The organism is Streptomyces sp. NPDC001157, assembly GCF_053598255.1.
In genome coordinates, this window is record NZ_JBSFJW010000033.1 from 1 (window position 1) to 22002 (window position 22002).

General features: G+C 69.8%; 15 protein-coding genes. 8 read left to right on the plus strand and 7 right to left on the minus strand.

Annotated elements, in window-relative coordinates; all coding sequences use genetic code 11:
• Positions 1–428: 428 nt before the first annotated feature.
• Positions 429–878, plus strand: a complete 450-nt coding sequence (locus ACWDAG_RS37605) for a PTS sugar transporter subunit IIA (RefSeq protein WP_450700057.1) — start codon at positions 429–431, stop codon at positions 876–878.
• 78 nt (positions 879–956) lie between these two features.
• Positions 957–2627, plus strand: coding sequence for a phosphoenolpyruvate--protein phosphotransferase (gene ptsP / locus ACWDAG_RS37610; RefSeq protein WP_450700135.1), 1671 nt, complete (start codon positions 957–959; stop codon positions 2625–2627).
• Between the two features lie 76 nt (positions 2628–2703).
• Here ptsP and ACWDAG_RS37615 read toward each other — a convergent pair whose 3' ends face one another.
• Both ACWDAG_RS37615 and ACWDAG_RS37620 read right to left on the minus strand, forming a co-directional pair.
• Positions 2704–3597: a hypothetical protein gene (locus ACWDAG_RS37615; RefSeq protein WP_450700058.1), complete on the minus strand. Its 894-nt coding sequence runs from the start codon at positions 3595–3597 to the stop codon at positions 2704–2706.
• 22 nt (positions 3598–3619) lie between these two features.
• On the minus strand, positions 3620–4834 hold the full coding sequence (locus tag ACWDAG_RS37620; RefSeq protein ID WP_450700059.1) for an MFS transporter: 1215 nt from the start codon (positions 4832–4834) through the stop codon (positions 3620–3622).
• 111 nt (positions 4835–4945) lie between these two features.
• Between ACWDAG_RS37620 and ACWDAG_RS37625 the strand changes: the two genes are divergently transcribed.
• Positions 4946–6265, plus strand: a complete 1320-nt coding sequence (locus tag ACWDAG_RS37625) for an aminotransferase class I/II-fold pyridoxal phosphate-dependent enzyme (protein ID WP_450700060.1) — start codon at positions 4946–4948, stop codon at positions 6263–6265.
• A gap of 10 nt (positions 6266–6275) precedes the next feature.
• Here ACWDAG_RS37625 and ACWDAG_RS37630 read toward each other — a convergent pair whose 3' ends face one another.
• Entirely contained in the window at positions 6276–8243 is a 1968-nt protein-coding gene (locus ACWDAG_RS37630) for an acetoacetate--CoA ligase (RefSeq protein ID WP_450700061.1), read from the minus strand.
• Positions 8244–8456: 213 nt separating this feature from the next.
• Here ACWDAG_RS37630 and ACWDAG_RS37635 point away from each other — a divergent pair, with 213 nt between their 5' ends.
• On the plus strand, positions 8457–10823 hold the full coding sequence (locus tag ACWDAG_RS37635) for a glycoside hydrolase family 31 protein (RefSeq protein WP_450700062.1): 2367 nt from the start codon (positions 8457–8459) through the stop codon (positions 10821–10823).
• 1 nt (position 10824) lies between these two features.
• Here the strand turns inward: ACWDAG_RS37635 and ACWDAG_RS37640 are convergent, their stop codons facing one another.
• Complete coding sequence (locus ACWDAG_RS37640) at positions 10825–11361, minus strand: NUDIX domain-containing protein (RefSeq protein ID WP_450700063.1); 537 nt, start codon at positions 11359–11361, stop codon at positions 10825–10827.
• A gap of 47 nt (positions 11362–11408) precedes the next feature.
• Positions 11409–12218 (minus strand): M15 family metallopeptidase, encoded by an 810-nt coding sequence (locus ACWDAG_RS37645; RefSeq protein ID WP_450700064.1) that lies wholly within the window; start codon positions 12216–12218, stop codon positions 11409–11411.
• A gap of 98 nt (positions 12219–12316) precedes the next feature.
• Here ACWDAG_RS37645 and ACWDAG_RS37650 point away from each other — a divergent pair, with 98 nt between their 5' ends.
• The 4 genes from ACWDAG_RS37650 (at position 12317) to glpK (ending at position 17686) form a co-directional block, all read left to right on the plus strand.
• Positions 12317–12742, plus strand: coding sequence for a Zn-ribbon domain-containing OB-fold protein (locus tag ACWDAG_RS37650; RefSeq protein WP_450700136.1), 426 nt, complete (start codon positions 12317–12319; stop codon positions 12740–12742).
• Entirely contained in the window at positions 12739–13929 is a 1191-nt protein-coding gene (locus ACWDAG_RS37655) for a lipid-transfer protein (protein WP_450700065.1), read from the plus strand. The genes ACWDAG_RS37650 and ACWDAG_RS37655 overlap by 4 nt, the downstream gene beginning before the upstream one ends.
• A gap of 108 nt (positions 13930–14037) precedes the next feature.
• Complete coding sequence (locus ACWDAG_RS37660) at positions 14038–15690, plus strand: EAL domain-containing protein (RefSeq protein ID WP_450700066.1); 1653 nt, start codon at positions 14038–14040, stop codon at positions 15688–15690.
• A 484-nt stretch (positions 15691–16174) separates the two neighbouring features.
• Entirely contained in the window at positions 16175–17686 is a 1512-nt protein-coding gene (gene glpK, locus ACWDAG_RS37665; protein WP_450700067.1) for a glycerol kinase GlpK, read from the plus strand.
• A gap of 76 nt (positions 17687–17762) precedes the next feature.
• Here the strand turns inward: glpK and ACWDAG_RS37670 are convergent, their stop codons facing one another.
• Both ACWDAG_RS37670 and ACWDAG_RS37675 read right to left on the minus strand, forming a co-directional pair.
• On the minus strand, positions 17763–18368 hold the full coding sequence (locus ACWDAG_RS37670) for a GTP-binding protein (protein WP_450700068.1): 606 nt from the start codon (positions 18366–18368) through the stop codon (positions 17763–17765).
• Entirely contained in the window at positions 18349–21978 is a 3630-nt protein-coding gene (locus ACWDAG_RS37675; RefSeq protein ID WP_450700069.1) for a hydantoinase B/oxoprolinase family protein, read from the minus strand. Before ACWDAG_RS37675 ends, ACWDAG_RS37670 begins: the two co-directional genes overlap by 20 nt.
• Positions 21979–22002 lie beyond the last annotated feature (24 nt).

A 22002-nucleotide genomic window follows, 5' to 3' on the forward strand; every position in this document is an offset into this window, starting at 1 on the left:
TATCAACATATCTGGCGTTGATTTTTGGCACGCTGTTGAGTTCTCAAGGAACGGACGCTTCCTTTGTACTCACCCTCTCGGGCTTTCCTCCGGGCGCTTCCCTTCGTTGTTCCAAACTCTATCAGTGTTTTTCCGTCCCCCTGACCACCTCCCTGCAGGCATGCAGAAGGTGACCCCGAGATAGGATCTGACGAGTGTGGGTCCTGTTGAACCAAGGGCGCTCGATCGCGCCGCTCGGCCTCAAGCAGGAGTACGACTGTACACGCGGCTGGGAAGCCGGTGCAAATCGATAGAGCTGGTGGTCTAGACCACTATCCGGTATCTTCCATGCGGAACCGGCAGTTCATCTGACATACGCTGCTCCACAGTGCGCCGTCCAGTACAGGCAGTGACGGCTCATATGGATCTCCACCTCTGGGAGGCTTCCCATGACCACCGTGACGTCCCCGATTGCAGGACGCGCCATCGGCCTGGCCGCAGTGCCGGATCCAGTCTTCTCCGGGGCCATGGTGGGCCCGGGTACAGCCATCGACCCCGTGCGCGAGCCGTCCGAGGCCGTTGCTCCCGTGGCCGGAGTCATCGTCTCTCTCCATCCGCACGCCTTCGTTGTTGTCGACGAGCACGGGCACGGTGTGCTCACACACCTGGGTATCGACACCGTGCAGCTCAACGGCGACGGCTTCGAGTTGCTCGTGAACAAGGGCGACACCGTGGCGCGAGGGCAGGGCGTGGTCCGTTGGAATCCGGCCGCCGTGGAAGCTTCCGGCAAGTCCGCGGTGTGCCCCATCGTGGCGCTCGAGGCCACTGCCGAGGCTCTCTCCGATCTTCGTGACGATGGTGACGTGAAGGCGGGCGACAGTCTCTTCGTCTGGAAGTGACGTCAGTGCCGTCCTATGACGGCAAGCAGGACAACCACAGCGGCGGTGGGACCCGCCGCACTATCGGAGACGGGTGAGATGGAGACAACGCTGCGAGGCGTCGGTGTGAGTCACGGTGTGGCGATCGGCGAGGTTCGGCACATGGGAACGGCGGTGCTCGAGCCGCCTGCCAAGCAGATTCCGGCGGAGGACGCGGAGCGTGAACAGGGCCGCGCGCGCCAGGCCGTGGACGCTGTGGCGGCCGATCTGATGGCGCGCGGCAATCTGGCCGGGGGCGAGGCTCAGGCGGTGCTCGAGGCGCAGGCCATGATGGCGCAGGATCCCGAACTGATGGCGGATGTCGAACGGCGTATCACCGTCGGGAGCACGGCTGAGCGTGCCGTGTACGACGCTTTCGCCGCGTACCGGGCCCTGCTGGCCGGTGCCGGCGAGTACCTGGCCGGTCGTGTGGCCGATCTGGATGACGTGCGGAATCGTATCGTCGCCCGGCTGCTCGGGGTGCCGATGCCGGGCGTTCCGGACAGCGACGAGCCGTACGTTCTTATTGCACGTGACCTTGCGCCTGCCGACACGGCGTTGCTCGACCCCGCCCTCGTCCTCGGTTTCGTCACCGAGGAGGGCGGGCCGACCAGCCACAGCGCGATTCTGGCGCGGGCGCTCGGTGTTCCGGCCGTGGTGGCGCTTCCGGGTGCCGGTGAACTGACCGAGGGCACCGTGATCGCTGTCGACGGCAGCACCGGCGAGATCTTCGTGAACCCCAGCGAGGAGAAGAAGGCACAGCTGGAGGCCGCGGCCGCCGAGCGTAAGGCAGCGCTCGCCGCCTCGACCGGTCCGGGCGCCACCTCCGACGGTCACAAGGTGCCCCTGCTGGCCAACGTCGGCGGGCCTGCGGATGTGCCGGCCGCCGTCGAGGCCGGGGCCGAGGGTGTCGGTCTGTTCCGCACCGAGTTCCTCTTCCTTGACGACAGCAAGAACGCCCCGTCGGAGCCGAAGCAGGTCGAGGCGTACCGGCAGGTGCTGGAGGCGTTCCCCGAGGGCCGTGTCGTGGTCCGTGTGCTGGATGCCGGCGCGGACAAGCCGCTGGAGTTCCTTACGCCGGCCGACGAGCCCAATCCGGCGCTGGGCGTACGTGGTCTTCGGACGCTGCTCGACCACCCCGAGGTTCTGCGCACGCAGCTGACAGCGCTCGCGAAGGCGGCGGAGGGTCTGCCGGTCTATCTCGAGGTCATGGCCCCGATGGTGGCGGACCGTGCCGACGCCAAGGCGTTCGCGGACGCGTGCCGTGAAGCGGGCCTGCAGGCGAAGTTCGGTGCCATGGTCGAGATTCCTTCGGCCGCGCTGCGGGCTCGGTCGATCCTGCAGGAGGTCGAGTTCCTGTCGTTGGGGACCAACGACCTCGCGCAGTACACGTTCGCGGCCGACCGTCAGGTGGGTGCGGTTTCCCGTCTGCAGGATCCGTGGCAGCCCGCGCTGCTCGACCTGGTGGCGTTGTCCGCGGAGGCGGCGAGGGCCGAGGGCAAGAGCTGTGGTGTCTGCGGTGAGGCGGCGTCCGACCCGCTGCTGGCGTGTGTGCTGACCGGTCTGGGTGTCACCTCCCTCTCCATGGGTGCGGCGTCGATTCCCTATGTGCGGTCCACTCTCGGCAAGTACACGCTGGCCCAGTGTGAGCGTGCTGCTGCGGCGGCTCGGGCCGCGGAGAGCGCCGAGGAGGCGCGCAACGCGGCTCAGGCGGTGCTGTCCGGCGAGTAGCCGAGCCGGCCGTCGGCTGTTTCGTCGGCTCTTCTTGAGGGGCGCTCCACCCGCGAGTGGAGCGCCCCTTCTGCTTTCAGTGGCGGTGGCCCGGCGTCTGTCCTTCCTCTCCGAGGTCCGGCGGTACGCAGTAGTCGACGTCCGACTCCGGGGAGATCAGGTCCCCGGAGTCGATGTCGGTGCAGTAGGCGTCGAACACCTCGCCGGCCGTGAGGGGTTCGAGGCCTTCTCCGCGCAGACGCCAGCCGTAGACACGGTCGGTGGTGCTGGGGGCGCTGGTGCGGATGACGAGTCCGCCCGGGCTCTGGGTGGCGATGCCGAGGGCCAGGACGGTGGTGAATTCGAGGGCTTCGGCCTCGTCGAGTTGGATGGCGCCCTGGTCGTCCTCGTCCGCGTGGAGGACGGAGACGAGTGTCTCGGGTGTCGCCGAAACGCTGCAGACGAGGTGGCGGTTGCCTGCCCCTGCTGTGTCGAGGATGCGTACGACCAGATGGGAGGCGCGTGTGAAGGCGGCGCGGCCGATGTCCTCGCCGCAGGACGCGCAGGAGCCGAGGCGGGCGAGGAGGGTGGATGCGTACTCCCAGGTGGCCTGCCGCACGGCTTCGTCGACGAGGGCCGGGACCAGATCGGCCAGGGGCTGGCCCTCGTAGGGAAGCACAGGTCCGGTGGTGGCCAGTTCAGCGGTGAAGCGAGTGCGGCTGGACTGGACGTCGGGGTCGAGGCCGGTGTCCGCGCAGAACTCTGCGTACTCCTGCGGGTCGAAGAGGGCGACCGCGGTGTGGCTTCCCTGGGAGGCCCGTGTCTTGAGGAGCGCCTCGACCTGTTGGAGGTAGCTCGTGTGGTTGTCGAAGGTGAAGCTGCGGTAGCGCCGCATGGCACGGAAGTCGTGCTCGTCGGTCAGCAGGCCGATGGTGCCTGCGATTTCGCGACGCAGATCGCGTCGCATGGTCTGGTGGTCGGTGTGCCCCATGTTTCCCCCTGTGTGCGGTCGATCAATGCTCACTCACAGTAACCGCCGACACTGACAATGACGTCGGAGCGAGGCGATCACGGACCAGGCGGTGCTGAATCAGGCAGGTCAGGCCGATGATGATGCCGAAGGTCAGCCAGCCGACCGGGCCGGTGGTGATGGCCGCCGTGACGGCCAGTGGCCCCGCGCTGCGTTGGGCCGACTGGGCCAGACCGTGCACGCCGAGGTAGGTGCCCTGCGCGGTGCCGGGAGCGAGGGCGACGGAGAGTTCCCAGGAGATGGTGGCGTGGAGCATCTCGGCCAGGGTGAAGGCGGCGGCCGAGGCCGTGAGGAGCAGGGTCGCGGTGACAGTTCCCCCGGTGGCCGAGAGAGCCATGGCAATGCCGCCGAGAGTGAAGACGGCTGACAGCGGGAGGAGGAGTCCGCGGGCGGCTGCGGTGGTGGTCCCGAAGCGTGCCAGGGGGACCTGGAGGGACACCACCATCACGTTGTTGAGAACCAGGAGCAGTGGCGCGAGGCCGTGCGGTGCGTTGCCCGCGTGAGCGATCCACAGGGGCAGGCCGACCTTGAAGACCGCGTCGTCCAGGAAGAGAACGGTTTCGGTGGCGACATAGGCGAGGTAGGTGCGGTCGCGCCAGGGATTTGTGCTTGTCGGCTTGGTCGCGGGGGCTGGGGTCTTCGAGGTGGTGACGGTGCGGGAGGCGGACGGGGGCTCTCCGCAGCGCACGGTGAGGAGGGCGGAGGCGAGGAAGGAGAGGGCGTCGCCGGCGAGGAGCCACTGGTAGGCGCTGGTGGTGCCGAGAGCCAGGGCCGCCGCGGCGGCGAGGCCGCCCAGGGCCCAGCCCGCGTTGGCGATGGTGCGGTGAACGGCCTGGTATCGGACGCGGTCGGGTCCTGCCACACGGGTGGCGTAGAGCCTGGTGAGGACGCTTGCCGCGCGGTCTCCGAGGCTGCCGACTGCGGAAAAGGCCAGCAGCAGGGCGTAGTCGTTCGTGGTGAGGAGCGCCAGGGAGGCCAGTGCGCGCAGGAGTTGGACGGCGAGCAGAACGCGGGTGAGGGGGAATCGGTCGGCGATGCGGCCGCCGAGGGGGGCTCCGGCGATGCCGATCGCTCCGGCGGTTGCGGCGAGCGTGCCGACCTGGGTGACGGAGAGCCCCGAGATGTAGATGAAGTACAGGACGGACACGGACGCCCACAACCCGCTGCCGATCCGGTCGACGAGGGCGATGGTGAGCATTCTGCGTCCGTCGCGCCCTCCTGGTATGCGGCTCGACCATGCGGCTGCGCGGCGCATCGGATGCACTGCTCCCCCTTGCCTTCAGTTATGTACTGATACATAATCTCCAACGTGGCAACACAATACGAGATCTCTGGTACCACGGCCAAGGCAATTGCCGGGTCCGTGGAACGGGCCGTGGCGGAGGGGTCATTGGGGCCCGAGACCGCGCTGCCTCCCGTGCGGCGGCTCGCGGACGACCTCGGGGTCAGTCCCGGTACCGTCGCCACCGCGTACAAGGAGCTGCGCCGACGCGGGATCGTCGTCACGCGCGGGCGGGGCGGGACCGTGGTGGCGCCGGCTCCCGCGGTGGCGTCACGGCGGCCGCCCAAGGTCCCGGAGGGGCTGCGGGACCTGGCCGGGGGACACCCGGATCCCGCCCTGCTGCCCGCTCTCGTCCCGCCGTCACGGCTGTCCCCCGGTGCCCGGTCGCACCGTTCGACGCCGAGACTGGCGCGGCTGGAGGATGCCGCGCGCGACTGGATGGGGGCCGAAGGGGTGCCCGTCGAGCACGTGACGTTCGCGCATGGCGCGTTGGATCTGATCGGGCGGCTGTTGTCCGTGGAGTTGCGGCCCGGTGATGCCGTGGCGATGGAGGACCCGGGGTATCACCATCTGCTGGACCTGATCACGGCGTTGGGGCTGCGGATCATGCCGGTGGCCGTGGACGACGAGGGTGTGCGGCCCGAGGCCCTGCGGGGGGCGCTGCGGGCGGGGGTGCGGGCTGTGGTGTGCAGTCCTCGGGCGCAGAATCCCTACGGCGGCTGCTTCTCCGTGACGCGCCGGGACGCGCTCGTGGACGTGCTGCGGGACGAGCCGGATGTGCTGGTCGTCGAGAACGACCACGCATCCGCCGTCGCCGCCGCACCCCTCCACTCGTTGACCGGAAACGGGTTGACGCGCTGGGTGCACGTGCGCACGGTGAGCAAGTTCCTCGGGACCGACCTGCGGTGGGCGGCGGCCGCGTGTGACGCGACCACTCTGGCCCGCCATGACGGGCGGTTGCTGCTGACCTCCGGCTGGGTCAGTCATCTCCTCCAGGAGACCGTGCACGGGTTGCTGACCGACGCCGCCACGCGCGCGTTGGTGGCGCGTGCGCAGGAGACGTACGAAGAGCGCCGCGGCGCACTCCTGCGCGAGCTGGACGATCGTGGGATTCCAGCGTGCGGGGTCAGCGGGATGAACCTGTGGGTGCCCGTGCAGGACGAGTCGGCCGTGGTGAACGGGCTGCGCTCGTACGGCTGGTGGGTCGCGGCCGGCGCCCGGTTCCGATCCTCGTCACCCTCGGGGGTGCGGATCTCCGTTGCGGAGCTGGAGCCTGCCGACGCGGCGCGACTGGCCTCGGATTTCGCTGCCGTGCTCGGCGAGTCCGAGGCCACCTACGGCGGTTGATCCGCCCCTGTCAGGCACGTTTGCGGGCGAGGTCCTCGTAGAAGTGCAGCAGATCCAGGTTGTCGATGGAGCCCGGATTGACGGCCTTGTCCAGTGGAGTGCCCTGGAGGAGACGCTTGACGGGAACCTCGATGCGCTTTCCGGTGAGGGTGTGCGGAATGCCGGGGACCTCGATGATCTCGTCGGGAACGTGGCGCGGTGAGAGCTGTTCGCGGATGGTCTGCTTGATGCGGGCCAGCAGGGTGTCGTCCAGGGTTGCGCCCGGGACCAGGTGCACGAAGAGAGGCATCCAGTAGCCGCCCTCGGGCTGTTCGATGCCGATGACGAGGGATTCCCTGATCTCCGGGATGCGCTCGACGGCTTCGTAGATGTCGGCCGAGCCCATGCGCACGCCCTGGCGGTTGAGCGTCGAGTCGGAGCGGCCGTGGATGACGACGGATCCGCGGGAGGTCACGGTGATCCAGTCGCCGTGGCGCCATACACCGGGGTAGGTGTCGAAGTAGCTGTCGTGGTAGCGGCTGCCGTCGGGGTCGTTCCAGAAGTGGATCGGCATCGACGGCATGGGGTTGGTGACCACGAGCTCGCCGACCTCGTCGATCACGGGCTTGCCGGCCGGGTCCCAGGACTGCAGGTCGGTGCCGAGGCCGGGCGCCTGGAGCTCGCCGATGTACACCGGGAGGGTCGGTACGGCTCCCGCGAAGCACGAGCACACGTCGGTGCCGCCGCTGACGGATGCGATCCACAGATCGTCGCGCACCTCGTCGTGCAGCCAGCGGAACCCGTCGGGCGGCAGCGGGGATCCGGTAGTGGCCACGCACTGCACCTTGGAGAGGTCGAAGTCGCGGGCTGGGTGGACGCCGGCCTTGCGGCAGGCCATGACGTACGCCGCCGAGGTGCCGTAGAGGGTGGCTCCGGTCCGTTCGGCGATGCGCCATTGGGCGCCCGTGTCGGGGAAGCCGGGGCTGCCGTCGTAGAGCACGATCGTCGTTCCGGTGAGGAGGCCGGAGACGAGGAAGTTCCACATCATCCAGCCGGTCGAGGTGTACCAGAAGAAACGGTCCTCGGGGCCCAGGTCGCAGTGCAGGCCGAGCTGTTTGAGGTGCTCGATCAGAATGCCGCCCTGGGACTGGACGATCGCCTTGGGCAGGCCGGTCGTGCCCGAGGAGTAGAGCACCCAGAGAGGGTGGTCGAAGGCGACCTGCTCGAAGACCGGTTCCACGTCCGCGCTGGTCAGGGCGGACCAGTCCAAGGCACCCGCGGGTGGCTCGGTGCCGAGTAGGGGAATGTGGACGACGGCACGCAGCGTGGGGAGTTCGTGACGCAGCTCGGCGACGATGTCGCGGCGGTCGTGTTCCTTGCCGCCGTAGCGGTAGCCGTCGACGGCGAACAGGACGACCGGTTCGACCTGCTGGAAGCGGTCCAGGACGCTGCGGGCACCGAAGTCAGGGGCGCAGGAGGTCCAGACGCCGCCCACGGCGGCCGTGGCGAGGAGAGCGACGACGGCCTGCGGGATGTTCGGAAGGTAGCCACTGACGCGGTCTCCGGGGCGCACGCCCAGGGCGCGCAGTTCGGCGGCCAGGGAGCCGACCTGGCGGCGCAGCTCGGACCAGGTCACGGGGCGCGGCTCGTGGGTCTCGTCGACGTGCAGGAGGGCCGGTTCGTCCGCGCGACTGGCGGCCGCGCGCAGGGCGTGCTCGGCGTAGTTCAGGGTCGCCCCGGGGAACCACTGGGCACCAGGCATCGAGCGGTCGCCTAGTACGCGCGCGTAGGGTGTCGAAAACCGTACGTCGAACCACTGGGTGACGGCTTCCCAGAACGTGTCCAGCTCGTCGACGGACCAGCGGTGCAGTGCCGTGTAGCCGCCCTCGGCCGGGGCGCCGTGGTGCTCGGCCGCCCACGCCTGGAACTTTGTGATCTGCGCCTGGGCGATGCGTTCCGGATCTGGCTGCCAGAGCGGCTGGGGGTTCACGGTCGACATGGGGCGGCTCCCGGACTGTGCGCGTCGTATGCGTCGGTCGCGCACGAGCTGGGGTGTGCGCGTGACGCGGCTGACACGGACGATGCCATGTGATCGACTTCTACACCAGGGCGGGCCCCACATAGTCCGCGTCGTGAAGATGTGGTCCCAGCACGGGTGAACGGCAGTTGAACGACACGCGCGCGTGGGGCGGTCAATGGCAGGGTGAGCAGCATGGACGGTCGTGACCTGGTGCGTTCGATAAGGGTGGTCGGTTCGGTGAGGTCGGCCCAGGGGTTGCGTACCGTGAGGGCGGCGTGGCGCAGGAGGCGTGCCGACGCCTCCGCGCTGCCGTCGCGAGGTGCCGAGCGCGCGCGGGTGCCCGGGCCCGTGCAGGAGGTGGAGCCCGGTCCGGGGGGTGGCGTCGTCCGGTTCAGCCGGTCCGAGCTGCGCATCTTCGTCGCTGTGAACGGGGCGGTCTTCTGGGGCTGGGACGGGGCCGCTCCGGAGCCGTCGTACGCGCTCGCGGGCCGCTGCCCGGAGCCGGATCCCCGGGCCGTCCTGGAGCCTGACAAGGACGGCGGCTGGCGGGTCGTGGCCGAGCGGGTGACGGTCGTCGTCTCGCGGCACGGCGCGGTCGAGGTGCTCACGCCCGGAGGCGTGACCCTGCGCCGTGATCTGCCGCCCCGGTGGTGGGAGCCGGTCGGGGGCGGTACCGCGCGCTGGATGCAGCGCTCGGAGGTGGCCGCGGACGCGCGGTTCTTCGGCCTCGGCGGGCGGGCATCGGGCCCGCGGCTGCGCGAAGGAACGTACCGCCTGTGGAATACGGACCCGGGGCGCGCGTTCGGTCCCGGGGAGGATCCGCTGTACATCACGATGCCGGTGCAGCTGGTGGTGGCCGACGCCGCGACGCATCTGGTGTTCCACGACACCTCGTGGGACGGCACGGTGACGCTGCGGGAGGGCGAGGAGGGCGCCGGTTCCGGGCACGACCGGGTGGGGGCGTGCGACCTGCGGATGGACGGCGGCCCGCTGCGTTCCTGGGTGATCGTGGGCACCCCCGCGCGCGTGCTGCTCACCTGGGCTTCGCTGACGGGGGCCCCTGCGCTTCCGCCCGCGTGGGCGCTGGGTCATCACCACGCGCGCTGGGGCTTCGGCAGTGAGCAGGAGGTGCGGCGGATCGTCTCCGGCTACCAGGAACGCGGGCTGCCGCTCGACGCCGTGCATCTGGACATCGACCACTACGACGAGCACCAGGTGTTCACAGTCGACCACGAGCACTTTCCGAAGCTGCCGGTGCTGGCCGAGGAACTGCGCCGGGACGGGATCCGGCTGGTGTCGATCGTCGACCCTGCGGTCAAGGCCGCAGAGGAGAACACGGTGTACGACAGCGGGGCCGCTGTGGACGCGTTCGTGCGCGATGCTTCGGGGCGGCTCGTGCGCGGGGTCGTGTGGCCCGGGGAGGCTGTTTTCCCTGATTTCACGCACGCGCGCGTGCGTGAGTGGTGGGGCGGTCTGTACGAGGAGCGGCTCGCACAGGGGTTCTCGGGTTTCTGGCACGACATGAACGAGCCCACTTCGTTCGCCGCCTTCGGGGAGTCGACGCTGCCGCGTTCGGCCAGGCACTCGCTGGAAGGACGGGGCGGAGACCATCGGGAGGCGCACAACGTCTATGCGCTGTGCATGGCCAGGGCTGCCTACGAGGGGCTGCGCGAACTTGCTCCCGAGGAACGGCCGTTCATCTTCTCTCGTTCCGGTTGGGCCGGCCTGCAGCGCTACGGGGGAACGTGGTCCGGTGACGTGGCCACGGGGTGGCCCGGGCTGCGGGCCTCACTGTCGCTGGTCATGGGGCTGGGGCTGTGCGGCGTGCCGTATTCGGGACCGGACGTGGGAGGTTTCGACGGGAGTCCGTCGCCCGAGCTGTATCTGCGCTGGCTCCAACTCGGCGCATACCTGCCGCTGTTCCGCACTCATGCGAGTCTGCGGGCGGGGCGCCGGGAGCCCTGGGAGTTCGGTGCCGAAGTGCTGGAACACGCGCGCGTGGCGCTCGTCGAACGCCGTCGGCTGCTGCCGTACTTCATGACCCTGGCGCATCTGGCCCGGCGAACCGGAGCGCCCTATGTGCGGCCGCTGTGGTGGGCGGCGCCCGAGGACCGTGCGCTGCGCGACTGCGAGGACGCATTCCTGCTGGGCGACTGTCTGCTGGTGGCGCCGGTGCTCGACCCGGGCGCAGACCGGCGGGCGGTGCAGCTGCCTCGGGGTCGCTGGTACGACACGGTGACGGAGCAGGTGTACGAGGGGCCTGGACAGGTACTCGTCGACGCCCCCTTGTCGCGCATTCCGGTGCTCGCGCGCGCAGGTGCCGTCGTCCCCGTGCGCGGCGACGACGGCGGGCTGGAGCTGGAGGTCTGGGCACCCACCCGGGGACGGAGTGGGGGCGGACTGGTGGTGCAGGACGCGGGTGACGGATGGGACGAGCCGGAACTGGAGCGCTACGTCGCCCGTTGGACGAAACGGCGGCTCGTAGTCGAGCGGCAGGGCGAGGGCGGCAGGAGCGAGCCGCCCTACCCGGTGCGTGTGCGAGGCCTGCAGGAGGGCTGACTCAGATGTACCGGCCTTCGAACCACGCCCTTACGGCGAGCGTGTGCAGGGGGAAGGCAAGCTCCTCCGGCCTGCGCAGGAGGTTCCAGCCCTCGGTCTCGTCGGTGGCCTTGGACTGCGGGAGGCCTTCGACCGGGCGCTCCGGGAGGAGCCCGAACAGCAGCAGGTGCCCGTCGGGTGAGCTCATGGCGTCGACGAGCCGCACATCGCGGCGCGCCGCGTCGATGCCGGTCTCTTCCTTGAGCTCGCGGACGACGGCCTGCCGCCAGTCCTCACGGTCGTCGATGTAACCACCGGGCAATGCGATGCCTCCGCGCGCGGGGGCGACGGTTCTGGTGATGACGACCAGGGCGGTGCCCTGCGTGTCGTACACGGGCTGGAGCGCGATGGCCACCGGCAGGGGATTGCGGTAGGCCACCGCGTGGCAGGCCGGACAGGTGCGGGGCCAGCCGGAGACGCCCTCTCCGTAGGGCGCTCCGCAACTCGAACAGTGGGAGTCGGGCGCGGAGTTGGGGGTGGAGGCATGAGTTTCGGACACGAAGCGGAATGTATCCGATCAACTGATGGACGTCTTCGGGGGGCGGCTCAGTGGCCGCTGGACAAAGACTTCCAGGAGACGGGGAAGTCGAAGTAGGTGTCCGGGTAGGGCTCGGGCTTGTATGTGTAGTGCCACCACTCCTCGGCGAGGTTCACAAATCCGAGCCCCTCCATGGTGCTCTTGAGCAGCAGCCTGTTGGTGCGCTGTTGGCCCTGGATACGCGGGTCGAGGGTGTGGGCGAGGGTGTCGAAGCAGTCGAAGCCGGTGCCCATGTCGACGGAGTTGTCGGGGAAGCGCTCGTCCTTCGGGGCGTAGCAGGGCACCAGGGGCTCTCCCGGGTGGTAAGGCCGGGTCGGTTTCGCAGGGAGCTTCACGATGGTGAGGTCCATGGTCGAGCCGCGGCTGTGGCCGGATTTCTTCGCGATGTAGCCGTCCTCGAACAGCCGGGTCTTGTCGACGTTCGGGTAGAACTCGCTCTTCATCGCCTGGTCGTCGAGGTCCTCGGCCCAGCGGACGAAGTGGTTCACGGCGCGCTGCGGCCGGTAGCAGTCGTAGACCTTGAGGGTGTAGCCCTTGCGCAGCAGCCTCAGCTGGGCCTTGTGGAGTGCTTCGGCGGCCGGCCGGGTGAGGAGGCAGATCGGCTGCTGGTAGCCGTCGATGCGCTCGCCGACGAAGTTGTGCGGGGTGAAGTAGCGCATCTCCTGGATGATCGTCGGGTCCACGGTTCTCAGGGCCACGAAGTCCTTCGGCGCCTTGGGCTCCGTCGCGGCCCGGGTGGGGGCGGAGGCAGCGGTCACGGCCAGCAGGGCGGCGAGGGCGGTGATCAGACCGCGTACTGCACTGGAGAGACGTGTCATGTCTCCTGCCCTGCCCAATTCCGGATGCCCGTGACACACTTCTGACGTTCCGTCAGATCATATGCCAGGGAGGGGCTTTGTCTCGTACACGCATGCCCGTGGTCGACGGATGGTTCATCGGCGACGGGGACGGCTTCAGGCTCCTCGGCACCCGCTGCGCAGGGTGCGGTTCGGTGTTCTTCCCCCGCGAGGACACCCACTGCCGGAATCCCGGATGCGCGGGCGGAGTTCTGGAGGAGATGCCGCTGTCCCGGCGCGGGCGCGTCTGGTCGTACACCGACAGCAGGTACCGGCCACCGTCACCCTATGTGACCAATCCGGAACTTCCGTGGGAGCCGTACGCGTTGATCGCTGTGGAGCTGGAGTCCGAGCGGATCGTGGTGCTGGGGCAGGCGGCTCCCGGGGTCACCGTCGCCGAACTGGCGGTGGGCATGGAGGTGGAGGTCGTCCCCGGGGTGCTCTATGAGGAGGCGGAGACGATCTGGACGACCTGGCACTGGCGACCGACGGGGGTGGGGGCATGACGGGTGAGGTGGCGGTGCTCGGCGCGGGCATGCACCCGTGGGGCAAGTGGGGGCGCAGCTTCGTCGAGTACGGGGCTGCGGCGGCCCGCGCGGCGCTCGCCGACGCCGGGCTGGAGTGGCGGGACATCGGCTCGGTGGTCGGCGCCGACACCGTGCGGGGTGGCTATCCGGGCTATGTGGCGGGGGCGACCTTCGCGAAGGCTCTGGGCTGGCAGGGGGCCAGGGTGACGAGTGTGTACGCGGCATGCGCGTCCGGGGCGCAGGCCGTCAACACCGCGCGGGCGCAAATCCTTTCGGGTCTCGCGGACGTGGTCCTCGTGGTGGGCGCCGACGCGGCGCCCAAGGGGTTCTTCCGGCCGGCGGGAGGCGAACGGCCCGACGATCCGGACTGGCTGCGCTTCCGGGTGCTGGGGGCGACGAATCCGACGTACTTCGGGCTGTACGCGCGCCGCCGCATGGCCGTGCACGGCGACACGGTGGAGGACTTCGCGCAGGTCAAGGTGAAGAACTCGGCCCTGGGGGCGCTCAATCCGAACGCGCGCTACCGCAAGCGGGTCACCGCCGAGGAGGTCGCCGCCTCGGCGGTGGTCGCCGATCCGCTGCGGCTGCTCGACATCTGCGCGACGTCGGACGGAGGCGCGGCCCTGGTGCTGTCGAGCACGGACTTCGCGCGTCGGCACGGAGTGAGCCGGCCGGTGCGGATCCGGGCGGTGTCCACGGTGACGCCGCGTTACCCCAACACGGTCCTGGATCTACCGGACATCGCGACGGACTCCGCGGTGGCCGTGGAGCCTGCCGCCGACACATTCCGTGCGTCGATCGCGCGGGCGGCCTACGAGGAGGCGGGCCTCGGCCCCGAGGACCTCTCCCTCGCGGAGGTATACGACCTGTCCACCGCCCTGGAGTTGCAGTGGTATGAGGATCTGGGGCTGTGCGGGCAGGGAGAGGGCGCAAAGCTGCTGAGGGAGGGGGCGACGGCCCTGGGCGGGCGAATACCGGTGAACGTCAGCGGTGGGCTGGCCTCCTTCGGGGAGGCGGTTCCCGCTCAGGCGATTGCCCAAGTGTGCGAGCTCACCTGGCAGTTGAGACAGCAGGCGGGCGCGCGGCAGGTGGCGGGGGCGCGCGTGGGCATCACGGCGAACCAGGGACTGTTCGGGCACGGGTCGGCGGTCGTCGCGCTGCGCTGAGCCCTCCGAGCAAGCCCTTTCTCGTACGCTGCGTGATCGACCCGGAATCCTGCGTGAACGTCTCATGAACTGGGCCTGGGCGTGCGTCGGCGGAGCCATCATGCTCCCGTGCACTCCTGGACGGATACTCTCCGCTTCGCCTTCCAGCCAGTGGTCAACCTGGCTACCGGAGGGGTCGCAGGGCTGGAGATACTCGCCCGCCCGGAGACCGGTGACATCCTGGCCGAGGCCCGTCGAAACCCCGAGCTCGACGGCCGGCTGGCGGTGTTGGCGGTCCGTGCGGCGGCTCGCAAGGAGACGCTGCTGCCACTGCACGTCAACGTGTTCGCGGGCACCCTGGCCGACCTCGGCGGCCTCACCCCGCTGCACACCGCCGTGCGGGAGGCGGGACGGCTGCCGTGGGAGGTGACGATCGACATCGGGCCGCCGTACACCCACGTCCCGCAGCAGGCGCTGCTGGAGGCGGTGAGCGCGCTGCGGACGCAGGGCTTCCGGATCAGCGCGGACGGCGTCGGGGACGGGGACGTGCCCCTGCGGCTGCTCACCGACCTGGGGCCCGACCTGGTGAAACTGGACGCGTCGCTGCTGGGGCGGCCGGCGGCGGTGAAGGCGATGCGGACGCTGTGCGAGCAGTTGGGAGCGCTCCTGTCGGTCGAGGGAGTCGAGACGGAACTGCAGTGCGCGGCAGCAGTCTCGGCCGGGGCTCAGCTGGCGCAGGGCGAGCTGTTCGCACCGCCGGCGCGGCTGCCCGCGGCGGACGTATATGTTCCGCCCCGCTCCCCCGGTGCCGTGGCGGTCCCTGGGTCGGGGCCTTCGGTGCTGGAATTCGTACGGCCCGCCGCGCTGCTGCCCGCGACCGCGTCGGCAGGTCAGGTTCGGGCGCTGCTGACCGGGTCTCCCGAGGTGTCGGGCGTGCTGCTCGTGGACGCGCACGGAAGGCCCGTCCGGTCGGTGCACCGCTCACGCTTCCTGCTGTCGATGTCGGGACGCTACGGACATGCGCTGTACGCCGACCGGCCCGCCGCCAAGCTGGGGGACGCGCCACGGACGGTGGGCGTCGACGCCACCGCCTGGGAGGTCCTGGACGTGGTGGCCGTCGGCGACCGTGGCCGCACCTCGGACGATGTGGCAGTGGTGGACCGTGACGGGCGGTGCGTGGGTGTCGTACGGCTCGCGGACCTCGTGCGGGCACTGGCCGAGAGCCGGGTCGAGGAGGCGGCCGGGCTCAATCCGCTCACCCGGCTGCCCGGCTCGGACGCGATCACCGGCGAGGTGGACCGCCGCATCGCGGACGGCCGGGCGTTCGCGCTGAGCTGGCTGGACGTGGACCACTTCAAGCAGGTCAACGACGGGGCCGGGTTCGCGGCAGGTGACGAGCTGATCCGCTCGGTGGGGCGGGCGCTGCAGCACGCGGCGTCCGGAAACACGCGCGTCGGCCACATCGGTGGGGACGACTTCCTGGTGCTCGCCGAGCCGGAGTGGCTGGATCCGCTGGCCGCCTCGGTGCTGGACGCGCCTTGGTCGGCCGGTGGCCGTCCCGTGACGTTGTCCCTGGCCACAGTCCTGTGCCCGCCGGGCAGTGTGACGGACCACCGGCAGGCCGCCGCGTGCCTGGCACCGCTGAAAAAGGCGGCGAAATCGCTGCACGGAGCGAGTTGGGTGCTGGGCCGGGCGGGTCTGCCGGGCCACGAGATCCGGCGTGGCTCGGGGACGGTGCCCGCCCAGGCCGGGTGCGCGGTGGCGGAACCCGGCCTAGGCTGATCGTCGTAACCGACCGACCGTCTTTCCTTCGCTCGGACACAACGGCGGCTGTCACCGTTGGTGTCGGCGACCTTGACGCTCTGTGGGCGCCGGTGAACACTTCCGGTGTCAGTCGACATCGCCGTACATACACGGTGTATCCAGGCACGCGCCGCGCGGGCCCCGCCTGAAGACAGGCCCGTTCCCCCACGGGCGATTCGGCTGCGACGGCACGCTCGTCACGGACGCCGGGCAGGGCGCGGGAGCTTCCCTGCCTTCGGCTGAAGTCGCCACGGGAAAACGCACCCTGCACCGAGAACCGGGGTCGATCACCCCGGGACAGGGCCTAGGAGCCGCCATGAGCAACGCAGACACCCACGGCGAAGGCCGCGGCATGTGGAACCCGGTGGTCGGACCGCTGATCGGCGGGGTGCTTTCCGGGCCCGTCCTCCCAGCAGCCCTCTGATCCAAAGCAGCCTTCTGAAGGAACGACGAAGGGGACGTCATGACGGACAAGTTCGTCGCCGCTATCGACCAGGGCACCACGTCCAGCCGCTGCATCGTGTTCAACCAGGACGGCGCGATCGTCGCTGTCGACCAGCGCGAACACCGCCAGATCTTCCCGAAGCCCGGCTGGGTGGAGCACGACGCCACGGAGATCTGGTCCAAGGTACAGGCGGTGGTCGCCGGCGCGATCGCCAAAGCCGGGCTGCGCGCGGACCAGCTCAGCGCGCTCGGCATCACCAACCAGCGCGAGACCACGGTCCTGTGGGACCGCGCGACGGGCAAACCCGTGCACAACGCCATCGTGTGGCAGGACACCCGCACCGCGGCGCTGACCAACCAGCTCGGCGGTTCGGACGGGCAGGACCGTTTCCGTGAGCAGACCGGACTGCCGCTGGCCACCTACTTCTCGGGGCCGAAGGCCGCCTGGCTGCTGGACAACGTGCCCGGGCTCAGGGCCCGGGCCGAGAACGGCGAGATCGCCTTCGGCACCATCGACTCCTGGCTCATCTGGAACCTGACGGGCGGCACCGACGGCGGACAGCACGTCACGGACGTCACCAACGCCGGGCGCACCATGCTGATGAACCTGGAGACCCTCCAGTGGGACCCGTCCATCCTGTCCGCGATGAACGTCCCCGAAGCCGTCCTCCCCGAGATCAGGTCGTCGGCCGAGGTGTACGGCACCGCGGTGGGCCAGCTGGCCGGCGTGCCGGTGGCGTCGGCCCTCGGCGACCAGCAGGCGGCCGTGTTCGGGCAGGCCTGCTACGACGTGGGCACGGCGAAGAACACCTACGGCACGGGCAGCTTCCTGCTGCTCAACACCGGCAACCGGCCGGTGGCGTCGAAGAGCGGGCTGCTGACGACCATGGGCTACAAGATCGGCAGTGAGGCGCCCGTCTACTGTCTGGAGGGGTCCATAGCCATAACGGGCGCCCTCGTGCAGTGGTTCCGCGACCAGCTGGGCATCATCCGTACCGCCGATGAGATCGAGCCCCTGGCGGCGAGTGTCGAGGACAACGGCGGAGCGTACATCGTGCCCGCCTTCTCCGGTCTGTTCGCCCCGTACTGGCGCTCCGATGCGCGCGGTGTCATCACGGGCCTGACGCGCTACGTCACCAAGGCCCACCTCGCCCGGGCCGTGCTCGAGGCGACGAGCTGGCAGACGCGCGAGGTCGTGGACGCCATGTACCAGGACTCCGGGGTGCACATCACCACCCTGAAGGTGGACGGCGGCATGACCAAGAACAACCTGCTCATGCAGCACCAGGCGGACGTGCTCGACGTTCCGGTGGTCCGCCCGAAGGTCTCCGAGACCACCTGTCTCGGCGCCGCGTACGCGGCCGGGCTCGCCACCGGCGTGTGGAACGACCTCGACGAACTGAAGTCCCACTGGCAGAAGGACGTCGAGTGGACGCCCTCCATGGAGGCCTCCGTACGGGACCGCCAGTACCACAACTGGCGCAAGGCCGTGGAGAAGAGCTTCGGCTGGGAGGAGGACGGCGAGAACTAGGCCCACGCGCGCGTGCGTGAGCCCTTTGGCTGCGGCCCGTACCCCGGTCGGCGGGGGTACGGGCCGCGCACAGGCTTCAGGTGGTGACGGTCTGGCGGTGGTCGGCCGCGCAGGCCATGGCGTGCTGGACCACGCCGATGAGGACCTCCTTGACGGACTCCCGGTCGCGCGCGTCGCACAGCAGGAGCGGTACGTCGTCGTCCAGGTCGAGGGCCTGTCGGACGTCGTCGGCCGGGTAACGGGCCGAGCCCTCGAAGCAGTTGACGCCGACGACGAAGGGTATGGAGCGCCGCTCGAAGTAGTCGACGGCGGCGAAGCAGTCCTCCAGACGGCGGGTGTCGGCGAGCACGACGGCTCCCAGGGCCCCTTCGGAGAGCTCGTCCCACATGAACCAGAACCGTTCCTGCCCGGGCGTGCCGAACAGGTACAGCACCAGGTCCTCACGGAGCGTGATGCGGCCGAAGTCCATGGCCACGGTCGTGGTGTGCTTGCCCTCCACGCCGCTCGTGTCGTCGACGGGCCTTCCGGCCTCGGTGAGCAGTTCCTCGGTGCGCAGCGGCCTGATCTCGCTGACCGCGCCGACGAGGGTGGTCTTGCCCACGCCGAAACCGCCGGCCACCAGGATCTTGAACGTGACGGGCTCGACCGGAGGCTTCCCGCGCTCAGAACGCCCGAAGATCATCGATCTCTTCTCCTGCTTGCTGGGGGTGGGACGACGGCGGTCCGTAGCCTCCGCCGCCGGGGGTTTCGATGACGAGTACGTCGCCGGGGGCGACATCCGCCGAGTCGCTTCCGGCGAGCGCGGTGACCGTGCCGTCCACGTGCTCCACCCGGTTGGCGCCCAGAGCACCGGGCTCGCCGCCCGCCATGCCGTAGGGCGGAACCCTGCGGTGCTGGGAGAGCGTGGAGACCGTCATGGGCTCGTGGAAGCGGATGCGGCGCACCGCACCGTCCCCGCCGTGCCACCGGCCGGCCCCGCCACTGCCGTACCGGACGGCGAACTCGTCGAGCTGCACGGGCAGCCGCCACTCCAGGACCTCGGGGTCGGTGAGCCGCGAATTGGTCATGTGGGTCTGCACTACGGGCGCGCCTGGGAAGCCCTCGCCCGCGCCGGAGCCGGAGGCCACGGTCTCGTAGTACTGGTGCCGCTCGTTCCCGAAGGTGACGTTGTTCATGGTCCCGGAGCCTTCGGCCTGTACGCCGAGCGCGGCGTACAGGGCGCCGGTGATGGCCTGGGAGGTCTCGACGTTGCCTGCGACCACCGCGGCCGGCGGCTCGGGCGCGAGCATGGAGCCCGGCGGGACGACGATGTCGAGGGGACGCAGACAGCCGTCGTTGAGCGGGATGTCGTCGGCGACGAGGGTGCGGAACACGTACAGGACGGCCGCGTTGACCACCGCGAAGGGGGCGTTGAAGTTGCTCGCCAGCTGGGGAGAGGTACCGGTGAAGTCGACGGTCGCGCGGCGGTTTTCGCGGTCCACGCGCACGCGTACGCGGATGACGGCACCGGAGTCGGTCTCGTAGGCGTACTCACCGTCGTCCAGGGCGTCGACGACCCGTCGCACGGCCTCCTCGGCGTTGTCCTGGACGTGCTTCATGTATGCCTGCACCACGTCGAGGCCGAAGTTCTCGATCATGCGGGCGACTTCGTCGACGCCCTTCTGGTTGGCGGCGATCTGGGCGCGCAGATCGGCGAGGTTGGTCCTGGGGTTGCGGGAGGGGTAGGGCGCCCCGGTGAGCAGGCCGAGGGTCTCCTCCTCGCGGAAGCGGCCGTTCTCGGCGAGCAGCCAGTTGTCGAAGAGGATGCCCTCCTCGTCGATGGTGCGGCTGCCCGCCGGCATGGAGCCCGGGGCGATGCCGCCGATCTCGGCGTGGTGGCCGCGAGAGGCGACGTAGAAGAGGATTCGGTCACCCTGCGTGCCGAAGACCGGGGTGATCACCGTGACGTCCGGCAGGTGGGTGCCGCCGTGGTACGGGTCGTTGACGGCGTATGTGTCACCGGGCCGCATCGAGGTGCCGCGGCGCCGGATGACCTCCTTGACGCTGGTGCCCATGGAGCCCAGGTGGACGGGGATGTGCGGCGCGTTGGCCACCAGGTTCCCGTCCGGGTCGAAGAGGGCGCAGGAGAAGTCGAGTCGCTCCTTGATGTTCACGGACTGGGCGGTGGACTCCAGCCGGGCGCCCATCTGTTCGGCGATCGACATGAAGAGGTTGTTGAAGACCTCAAGGAGAACCGGATCAGCTTTTGTGTCGAGTTCGGAACTCTCCGTAATCACCGCGCGTTCCATGACCAGATGCCCGTCGTCTCGTGCCACGGCCTGCCAGCCGTCGTCGACGACGGTCGTCGCACTGGCCTCGGTGATGATCGCGGGGCCGGTGACGGTTTCGCCGGGAGGGAGGTCCTCGCGGCGGTGGAGGGGGACGTCACGCCAGGCGCCGTCAGTATGGAGGCGGACGGTCTCGGGCGTGGCCGAGCCGCCCGCGCAGGGGGCTCGGTACGGGGCGAGGACAGAGAGATCGGGGGGTTCTGTGATGCCGGTGGCTTCGACGGAGAGAGCTTCGACCACGATCGGGCGGTCGAGCGTGAAGGAGTACGTGGCGCGATGACGTTCTCCGAAGGTGTGACGCATCGTGTCGGGCTCGGTCAGCTCGACGGTGAGCGTGGTGTCGGTGCCGTCGTAGCGCAGCTGCGCCCGGCGGGTGACCTGGATGCGGTCCACGGGGACGTCCTCGGCGAGGAGTTCTGCGCGGGCCGCTCCTTCCAGGTCCTCGGCCGTCTTGAGGACGGCGGGCATGGACGCCGGCTCCAGGGGTGCCTCGACGGACTGTTCGCGCATGGCGGTGGTGTCTGCGAGGCCGATGCCGAGCGCGGACAGAACACCCGCCATGGGTGGTACGAGGACGGTGCGGATGCCGAGCGAATCGGCGACCTTGCACGCGTGCTGGCCGCCCGCACCGCCGAAGGTGGTGAGGGCGTAGCGGGTGACGTCGTGGCCCTTCTGTACGGAGATCCGCTTGACGGCATTGGCGATGTTGGCGACGGCGATCTGCAGGTAGCCCTCGGCGACCTGCTCGGAGGTGCGGTCGTCCCCGGTCCTGGTGCGGATCTCGCGGGCGAGGGCAGTGAAGCGGTCGCGGACGAGGGCCGCGTCGAGGGGCTGGTCGCCGTCCGGGCCGAACACCCGGGGGAAGTGGGCGGGTTGGATCCTTCCCAGCATGACGTTGGCGTCGGTGACGGCGAGCGGGCCGCCGCCGCGGTAGCAGGCGGGCCCCGGGTCCGCGCCCGCCGAGTCCGGCCCTACGCGGTAGCGGGAGCCGTCGAAGTGGAGGATCGAGCCGCCACCGGCTGCCACGGTGTGGATGTCCAGCATCGGCGCGCGCAGCCGGACGCCGGCGATCTGTGTGGTGAAGACACGCTCGTACTCGCCCGCGAAGTGCGAGACATCGGTGGAGGTGCCGCCCATGTCGAAGCCGATGACGCGGTCGAAGCCGGCCAGCTGAGACATCCGGGCCATGCCGACGATGCCTCCGGCCGGCCCGGAGAGGATGGCGTCCTTGCCGCGGAACTGCCCGGCCTCGGCGAGACCGCCGTTCGACTGCATGAACATCAGCCGTACGCCCTGGAGTTCGTCGGCGACGTGCTGGACATAGCGGCGCAGTACGGGCGACAGGTAGGCGTCGACGACCGCGGTGTCCCCGCGTGGCACGAGCTTCATCAGCGGGCTGACCTCGCTGGACAGCGAGATCTGCGGAAATCCGACGCGTGCGGCCAGCTTCCCCACGGCCTGCTCGTGGGCGGGATGCAGATGGCTGTGCATGCAGACGACGGCGACGGCGCGGATGCCGTCGTCGTACGCCTCTTGGAGGGGACCGAGGAGGGCGTCCAGGTCGGGGGCGCGAAGGACGGTGCCGTCTGCGGCGATGCGCTCGTCGACCTCCACGACCCGCTCATGGAGCAGTTCGGGGAGGTCGATGCGGCGGGCGAAGATGTGCGGGCGGTTCTGGTAGGCGATGCGCAGCGCGTCACGGAAGCCCCGGGTGACGACGAGCAGAGTGCGTTCGCCCTTGCGTTCCAGAAGCGCGTTGGTGGCAACCGTCGTCCCCATCCGGACGGCCTCGATGGGGTCCTCGGAGCCGTCCAGCAGTTCGCGTACGCCCGCGACGGCTGCGTCGGAGTATCGCGCCGGATTCTCCGACAGCAGCTTGTGCGTCACCAGACGGCCGTCCGGGCGTCGCGCGACGATGTCGGTGAACGTGCCGCCGCGGTCGACCCAGAACTGCCAGCCTGTCACGTCAGTACCCCGCTTCCGCACCTC